Source organism: Nocardioides sp. CPCC 206348 (assembly GCF_048654705.1).
Lineage (GTDB): Bacteria > Actinomycetota > Actinomycetes > Propionibacteriales > Nocardioidaceae > Nocardioides.
Genome location: NZ_JBMCZA010000210.1, coordinates 113,282 through 121,335, shown reverse-complemented (window position 1 = coordinate 121,335; position 8,054 = coordinate 113,282). Strand labels below are relative to the sequence as shown.

The 8,054-nt window shown below is 68.0% G+C and carries 7 protein-coding genes; 4 read left to right on the top strand and 3 right to left on the bottom strand.

Annotated elements, in window-relative coordinates; all coding sequences use genetic code 11:
• Positions 1 to 572 (top strand): ATP-dependent DNA helicase (locus ACOADB_RS21520; RefSeq protein ID WP_378603334.1); only part of this gene is annotated, 572 nt, incomplete at its 5' end.
• Here ACOADB_RS21520 and ACOADB_RS21515 read toward each other — a convergent pair.
• Both ACOADB_RS21515 and lexA read right to left on the bottom strand, forming a co-directional pair.
• Positions 553 to 2,202 (bottom strand): MXAN_6640 family putative metalloprotease, encoded by a 1,650-nt coding sequence (locus ACOADB_RS21515; protein WP_378603331.1) that lies wholly within the window; start codon positions 2,200 to 2,202, stop codon positions 553 to 555. The two genes, ACOADB_RS21520 and ACOADB_RS21515, sit on opposite strands and share 20 nt — an antisense overlap.
• 49 nt (positions 2,203 to 2,251) lie before the next feature.
• Positions 2,252 to 2,995: a transcriptional repressor LexA gene (gene lexA / locus ACOADB_RS21510; protein WP_378603328.1), complete on the bottom strand. Its 744-nt coding sequence runs from the start codon at positions 2,993 to 2,995 to the stop codon at positions 2,252 to 2,254.
• Between the two features lie 254 nt (positions 2,996 to 3,249).
• Here lexA and ACOADB_RS21505 point away from each other — a divergent pair, with 254 nt between their 5' ends.
• On the top strand, positions 3,250 to 3,633 hold the full coding sequence (locus ACOADB_RS21505; RefSeq protein WP_378603325.1) for a LysM peptidoglycan-binding domain-containing protein: 384 nt from the start codon (positions 3,250 to 3,252) through the stop codon (positions 3,631 to 3,633).
• Positions 3,634 to 3,747: 114 nt separating this feature from the next.
• Here ACOADB_RS21505 and ACOADB_RS21500 read toward each other — a convergent pair whose 3' ends face one another.
• Complete coding sequence (locus tag ACOADB_RS21500) at positions 3,748 to 4,077, bottom strand: hypothetical protein (protein ID WP_378603322.1); 330 nt, start codon at positions 4,075 to 4,077, stop codon at positions 3,748 to 3,750.
• 294 nt (positions 4,078 to 4,371) lie between these two features.
• Between ACOADB_RS21500 and nrdR the strand changes: the two genes are divergently transcribed.
• Together nrdR and ACOADB_RS21490 are read left to right on the top strand one after the other, a co-directional pair.
• A complete protein-coding gene (gene nrdR / locus ACOADB_RS21495) occupies positions 4,372 to 4,848 on the top strand; it encodes a transcriptional regulator NrdR (protein ID WP_378603319.1) in 477 nt (158 codons plus the stop codon).
• A gap of 125 nt (positions 4,849 to 4,973) precedes the next feature.
• Positions 4,974 to 7,898, top strand: a complete 2,925-nt coding sequence (locus ACOADB_RS21490) for a vitamin B12-dependent ribonucleotide reductase (RefSeq protein ID WP_378603316.1) — start codon at positions 4,974 to 4,976, stop codon at positions 7,896 to 7,898.
• Positions 7,899 to 8,054 lie beyond the last annotated feature (156 nt).

Sequence of the window (8,054 nt, the reverse complement as noted above, 5' to 3'; positions counted from 1 at the left end):
AGGCCCAGCTCGACGAGATCACCGAGCTGGTCGACGCCGCCGACGGCCGCACGCTGGGGCTGTTCTCCAGCCGACGTGCCGCCGAGGCCGCGGCCGAGCACGTGCGCACCGCCCTGCCGCACCTCACCACGCTGGCCCAGGGCGACGCCCAGCTCCCGGAGCTCGCCCGCCAGTTCGTCGAGGACCCGCACACCTGCCTGTTCGGCACGCTCGGCCTGTGGCAGGGGCTCGACGTCCCGGGGGACACCTGCCAGCTGGTCATCATCGACCGCATCCCGTTCCCGCGCCCGGACGACCCGTTGATGAGTGCCCGTTCGAAGGCGGCCGACAAGGCGGGCGGCAACGGCTTCATGCAGGTCTCCGCGACCCATGCGGCGCTGCTGCTCGCGCAGGGTTCGGGTCGCTTGATCCGTACGACGTCCGACCGTGGCGTGGTCGCCGTACTCGACCCGCGGCTCGCGACCGCGCGCTACGGCTCGTTCCTCAAGTCGAGCCTGCCGCCCATGTGGGCGACGACCGACCCGGCCATGGTCCGGGCTGCGTTGAAGCGGCTCAGCCGCGCACAGCCTTGACCACGACGCTCTGGTAGACGCCGTCGTCCTTCGGCAGGCCACCGCAGGTCCACTGGTAGTCGCGCGTACCGCAGTTGACGTAGCGCGTGCTGGCGCTGACCGCGGCCACCTCGACCCAGTCGACGGCTCCACCGAAGGAGTACGACGACACGCCATCGCCCGTGCTGTTGAGTGCGACGATCTTGGCGACCGGCGCCTGGCCCTTCTTCTTCACGGTCACGACCGCGGCGCCGCCCGCGATGATGTAGTTGAGGTTGAGCTGGACCCGCAGCTTCCATGCGCCGGTCATCTTCGGGACGAACCGGTAGTGCTTGGCGCTCAGGTGGTGCAGCTGGAAGCGCAGGCTCTTGGAAGGCGCGGAGGCGCTGAGGTTGTAGGTCCCGTACAGCGGCGTGGGGGCGTAGCCGGCACCCTCGGAGTAGAACGCGGAGGGGCGTCGGTTCCAGAAGGCGAACCCGGCGAACTGCACGTTCATGGTGGTGCGCAGGTCGGTCAGCGCCGAGGTGATGGCCTGGACGGAGTACTGCCCGGCGCCCGCCTTCTCCCACATCTTGCGCACGATCACGGGAAGCAGTCCCTGGGAGGTGGGGTAGCGCTCGCCGAGGTACCGGAAGAAGATCCACGATCCGTACTGCGCGAGGTTGCCCCAGCGGTCGACGGGCTGGCTGGGCACGCCGAGCGGGCCGTAGGGCAGGTAGGACCGGTTGTCGTTGATCGCGTTGAAGAGCTCGTCCTCGACCCAGGTGGCGGTGCCCTCCATGAACCAGCCGTCCTCGTTCGCGTCGTAGGCGAACTGCACGGCGTGGAAGTACTCGTGGGCAGCGGTGACCTTGAGGTTGTCCGCCGGGGTGTGGCTCGGGTAGTCGGCGGCGCTGTAGTCGTTGTCGACGACGCAGTAGGCGGGCGCAGCACCGTGGCCGCTGATCTCCTGGTCGGTCGCGCAGTAGCCGTAGATGCCGAACTGGCCGAGCTCGGCGATGTAGACGTCGACCTTGTCGGCGCCGTTCCCGCCGATGAAGCCGTCGCCCGCGGGCCGCTGGTAGCCGGCCGTTGTGTACGCATTCGCCACCACGGAGAAGGCCTGGGCCACGAACTCGACGTAGTCGGGGTAGTTGGCGTCGGTGCCGGACCAACGGCCGCCCGGGCCGTTCTCGGGGTCGGCGGCGCTCGCGTCGGCTCCGTCGACGTAGTGCACGCAGAGGTAGCCGGTGCACAGCGGGGTGTTCTCCGGCGTCTGGTAGCAGGGCGGGCCGGTGTTGCCCTCGCACTCGTAGCTGCCGGGAGCGTTGGCGCCGTCGGTCGGTCGCGCGAGCAGGCGCCCGGCGTCGTCCTTCTTGTCCTTGGGCAGGTCGGCGCGGCTGGCCGCCAGGTCGCGCAGGGCGAGGGTCGCGTCCTTGCCGTGGTCCTTGGCGTCCGGCATGGTCGCCGTGGCTGCCGGGTCGAGCAGGTCCTCGACCGTCTCGAGGGCCTCCTCGGCGACCTCCTGCGGGGTCTCCGCCGCGGCCGCACCCGGGTCCGCTGGGTCGCCAGGGTCGGCCTGCGCTGCGGTGCCGAGGAACGGCACGAGCAGGAGGAGGGCGAGCAGGGCGATGAGCAGCCCCGAGAAGGGCAGGTTGCTGCGGCGCGTCATGGGGAAGTTCGGCCTTCGTGGTCGACGGATTGAACCCCCTGACCTTACGTCAGACCCGGCGAAGGACCGCCGTGACCTTGCCCAGGATCGTGGCGTTGGTGCCGTCGATCGGCTCGAACGCGGGGTTGTGCGGCAGCAGCCACACCTGCCCGGCCTTGCGCTGGAACGTCTTGACCGTCGCTTCGCCGTCGATCATGGCGGCCACGATCTCGCCGTTCTCGGCGGTCGGCTGCTGGCGGATCACGACGTAGTCGCCGTCGCAGATGGCAGCGTCGATCATCGACTCGCCACTGACCTGGAGCAGGAACAGCTGGCCGTCGCCGACGAGCTGGCGGGGGAGCGGGAACACGTCCTCGACGCGCTCCTCGGCCAGGATCGGGCCACCGGCCGCGATCCGGCCGACGACCGGCACGTTGCGCGGGGTCGGCGCTGCGTCGTTGATGCCGGTGTCGTCGTACCCGTCGTGACCGGTCTCCTCGACCGTCGACATGGCGCGGCGGGCGGCCATCACCTCGGGCAGGAAGACCTCGAGGGCGCGCGGGCGGTTGGGGTCACGCTTGAGGTAGCCCTTCTCCTCCAGGGTGCGCAGCTGGTGGGCGACGCTGGAGGTGCTGGTCAGGCCGACGGCCTGGCCGATCTCGCGCATGCTCGGCGGGTAGCCGCGCTTCTCGATGCTGTCCTTGATGTGCGCGAGCACGCGCAGCTGGCGGGCGGTCAGCCCACTGGCGTCCGGGGGGCCGTCGGGCAGCTCCGTGACGGTGCTGCCACTCGTGGTCTTGGCCTTGTCAGCCATGGATGCCCTCCCAAGTCTTCCGGCAGATCGCCCGGATCGGATGTGACGACGCTAACCGATGAACGGGCCGTTCTTCAAACATCTGTTCGAAGGGCGTGTCGCGACACGCCGTCGAGTGTTTGTTCGAACAGGTACTGGATTTGTTCGAACACCTGATCTAACCTCGTACACATGTTCGATCGAACGCCTGATCGATCAGCTTCTGTCGGACGGCCTGACTAGACATGGCCCGTCCACTTCCCCCGGAGGTTTCCATGAGCACCATCACGTTCGCCCCGCAGGTCTCCACCGTTCGTCGTACGACGACGGCCCGCCCGGTGCGTGCCCGCAGCCAGCACAGCCAGGTCCGGCTGACCCGCCGCGGCCGGCTCGTGGTGCTCGCGTTCGCCTTCGCCGTGGTGATCGCGGCCGCCGTGTGGCTCGCCGCCGGTTCCGCCGCGACCCGCGAGGGCGGCGGCGCTCCCGCCGTCGAGGTGGTCACCGTGGCGCCCGGCGAGACCCTGTGGGGCCTGGCCAGCGACGTGGCCTCGACCACCGGCGACGACGTCCGCTCGGTGATGGAGCAGATCCAGCAGCTCAACACGCTCGACTCGAGCATGGTCTACGCCGGCCAGCAGCTCCGCGTTCCGACGGAGTAACCACAGCTCGCCCGTCGCTTCGACCCCGACGGGTGCAGGGGAAGACGAGGGGCGGGGTCTGGCTCATGCAGCCGGACCTCGCCCTTCGCGCTGTCCGCCCGGGCTGTCCGCGCGCTACCGAGCGGCGCGCTTGCCGCCCTTGGGAAGGCTGGGGTCGCGCTTCACGCGGGGCTGGGGGCCTTCGCTCCAGCCGACCGCACGCGAGAGGCGTACGGCGAGCATGAACGCAAGGAACAGGCAGAACATGGCGCCGACGCAGGCGATCAGCAGGAAGAACCAGGCGCTGGCCTTGCCGTCGTGGCGGGCCGTGGCGCCGAAGTCGATCGCGGCGAAGACGAGGTATCCCCAGGCCACCAGCGCGAAGGTGATCCCGACGGCAAGCAGCAGGAGATCAGGTCGAAAACCTGCCTTGGCCCGGTCTCCGGATCGCTTGCCTCCCGCCACGGCGTCATTGTGTCCGATGGGTGGCTGACGTGTCCCCTCAACCCTCCGATGGGCCGGTTCGGAGCGCAAATGAGCCCGCCCGAAAAACTTCTTCGAACTCCTTGGGGGCCGGGCTTGCACCCGTGGTGGTCGAGGCGTACGGTTACCACTACATCTAGTAGTTACAACGATGTAGTTCTCCACATCTAGTCCACAGGACGAGGGGTGGAAACGCACAGATTTCGTCCCGTTGTGCACAGGAGGCTCCCCCTCTGTCCACAGCATCCGCCACCCAGGTTCTCGTGAGGAGGGCTCATGCACTGTCCGTACTGCAAGCACAGTGACACCAAGGTCCTCGACTCGCGGGTCTCCGACGACGGCTGTGCGATCCGCCGCCGCCGGATGTGCCTGGACTGCGAGAAGCGCTTCACCACCGTCGAGGCCATGCAGCTGACGGTGCTCAAGCGTTCCGGCGCCACCGAGCCGTTCACCCGCGAGAAGGCTGTCTCGGGTGTGCGCAAGGCGTGCAAGGGACGCCCCGTCGACGAGGACGACCTGGCCCGCCTGGGCCAGGAGGTCGAGGACCAGTTGCGCCTCGCCGGCAGCCCCGAGATCGCCGCCCACGAGGTGGGCCTGGCGATCCTTTCCCCGCTTCGTCGCCTCGACGAGGTGGCCTACCTTCGCTTCGCCTCGGTCTACCGCGGGTTCGACTCCGCGGCCGACTTCGAGAACGAGATCGCTCTCCTGCGCGCCGAGCGGCAGTTGCAGAGCGAACCAGCCCCCTCGGGCTGACCACAGACGCCCGGCAGGTGGTGGGGAAGCCGCCTGCCGGGCCACCCCCCTCTCGGATTCACCGGTTTTTAGAGACACCTTTGAACAGACACCGCCGCACGACGTACCAGGAGACCAGGAGAGACATGACCGAGACGGCCAGCAACACCGAGGCAGCCACCGCAACCGGCGGCCACAAGAAGGGTCTGAAGATCGAACGGGTCTTCAGCACCGAGGGCGTGCACCCCTACGACGCCATCAACTGGGAGCGTCGCGACGTCGTCCAGCAGAACTGGAAGACCGGCGAGACCGTCTTCGAGCAGCTCGGTGTCGAGTTCCCCGACTTCTGGTCCCTCAACGCCTCGACGATCGTCACCACGAAGTACTTCCGTGGCGCCGTCGGCACCCCCGAGCGCGAGCGCGGTCTCAAGCAGCTCATCGACCGGGTGGTCTCCCGCTACACCAAGGCCGGCATCGAGAACGGCTACTTCGCGTCTGCGGTGGACGCCGAGATCTTCGACCACGAGCTGACCTGGCTGCTCGTGAACCAGTACTTCTCCTTCAACTCTCCGGTCTGGTTCAACGTCGGCACCCAGTCCCCGCAGCAGGTCTCCGCCTGCTTCATCCTGTCGGTGGATGACTCGATGGACTCGATCCTGAACTGGTACAAGGAAGAGGGCTTCATCTTCAAGGGCGGCTCCGGTGCCGGCCTGAACCTCTCCCGCATCCGCTCCTCCAAGGAGCTGCTGTCCTCCGGTGGTACGGCGAGCGGCCCGGTCTCCTTCATGCGCGGTGCCGACGCCTCGGCGGGCACCATCAAGTCGGGCGGCGCCACGCGTCGTGCGGCCAAGATGGTCGTGCTCGACGTCGACCACCCCGACATCGAGGAGTTCGTCGAGACCAAGTGGCGCGAAGAGGACAAGATCCGCGCCCTGCGTGACGCCGGCTTCGACATGGACCTGGGCGGCAAGGACATCACGTCCGTGCAGTACCAGAACGCCAACAACTCGGTCCGCGTCAACGACGAGTTCATGACGGCCGTCGAAGAGGGTCGCGAGTTCGGCCTGCGTTCGCGCAAGGACGGCTCGGTCATCGAGACCGTCGACGCCCGCACCCTGTTCCGCAAGATCAGCGAGGCCGCCTGGGCCTGCGCCGACCCGGGCCTGCAGTACGACGACACGATCAACGACTGGCACACCAACCCGGAGACGGGCCGGATCACCGCGTCCAACCCGTGCTCGGAGTACATGTCGCTCGACAACTCCTCGTGCAACCTCGCCTCGCTTAACCTGATGAAGTTCCTCAAGGACGACGACACGTTCGACGCGCCGCTGTTCGCGAAGGCCGTCGAGCTGATCATCACCGCGATGGACATCTCGATCTGCTTCGCCGACTTCCCGACCGAGCCGATCGCCCAGACGACCCGCGACTACCGCCAGCTCGGCATCGGGTACGCCAACCTCGGCGCCCTGCTGATGGCGATGGGCCTGGGCTACGACTCCGACGGTGGCCGCGCGATGGCAGCCACCATCACCTCCCTGATGACCGGTACGTCGTACCGTCGTTCGGCGGAGCTGGCCGCGATCGTCGGTCCGTACGCCGGCTACGCCCGCAACGCCGAGGCCCACAACCGGGTGATGCGCAAGCACCAGGCGGCCAACGACACGGTCCGCACGCTGCACATCTCCGACGCCGAGGTGCACAAGCTGGCTTCCGCCGAGTGGGCGCAGGTCGTCGAGCTCGGCAAGACCAACGGCTTCCGCAACGCGCAGGCCTCGGTGCTCGCGCCGACCGGCACCATCGGCTTCATGATGGACTGCGACACGACCGGCATCGAGCCGGACTTCTCGCTGGTCAAGTTCAAGAAGCTCGTCGGTGGCGGCTCGATGCAGATCGTCAACCAGACGATCCCGCGTGCGCTGCGCAAGCTGGGCTACGACGCCGAGAAGGTGGAGGCGATCGTTGCCTACATCGCCGAGCACGGCCACGTCGTCGACGCTCCGGGCCTGAAGACCGAGCACTACGAGATCTTCGACACCGCGATGGGCGAGCGTTCGCTCAAGCCCATGGGCCACGTGAAGATGATGGCGGCCTGCCAGCCGTTCCTCTCGGGCGCGATCTCCAAGACGGTCAACCTGCCGGAGTCCGCTTCGGTCGAGGAGATCGAGCAGATCTACATGGAGTCGTGGAAGCTCGGCCTCAAGGCCACCGCGATCTACCGCGACAACTGCAAGGTCGGCCAGCCCCTGGCCGACGGTGGCGGCAAGGCCAAGAAGGACGCCGCTGACGCTGCCGACGCCGCGGATGCCGCCAAGGTCATCGAGAAGGTCGTGGAGAAGGTCGTCTACGCCCCGACCCGCAAGCGCCTCCCGAAGTCCCGCCTGGCCCGCACCACCTCGTTCACGGTGGCCGGTGCCCAGGGCTACATGACCTCGGGTGCGCACGACGACAAGACGCTCGGCGAGATCTTCCTCAAGCTCGGCAAGCAGGGCTCGACCCTGGCCGGCGTGATGGACGCCTTCTCGATCGCGGTCTCGATCGGCCTGCAGTACGGCGTCCCGCTGGAGACCTACGTCTCGAAGTTCACCAACCTGCGCTTCGAGCCCGCCGGCCTCACCGACGACCCGGACGTGCGCATGGCGCAGTCGATCATGGACTACGTCTTCCGCCGCCTGGCGCTGGACTACCTGTCCTTCGACGACCGCTCCGCCCTCGGCATCTACTCCGCCGAGGAGCGCCAGCGCCACCTCGAGACCGGCTCCTACGAGCCCCTCGAGGAGGACATCGGCAGCCCGTCCGAGCTGATCGACGCCCCGGTGGTTGAGGTGCGAGGAGCGCAAGCGACGAGCCTCGAAACCTCCGAGCCCACCGACGCCGAGATCGTCGAGGACCCGCTGGCCGGTGCCCCCGCCGTCGAGGTCAAGGTCGCCAAGACCACGGCCGAGCTCCTCGAGCAGCTCACCGGCACCGCCGTCGACAGCCCGCTGTGCCTCACCTGTGGCACGAAGATGCGGCCCGCTGGCTCGTGCTACGTGTGCGAAGGGTGCGGCAGCACCAGCGGCTGCAGCTGACAGCAAGGTCGTCGAGTAGCCCGAGCCGTTAGGCGAGGGCGTATCGAGACACACGAAGGCCCGGTCACCTCTTGCGAGGGGGCCGGGCCTTCGGCGTTGGGATCATTGGCCGAGATTGGATCAACCAGGTTGATCCGATCCCAGCCAATAACGGGC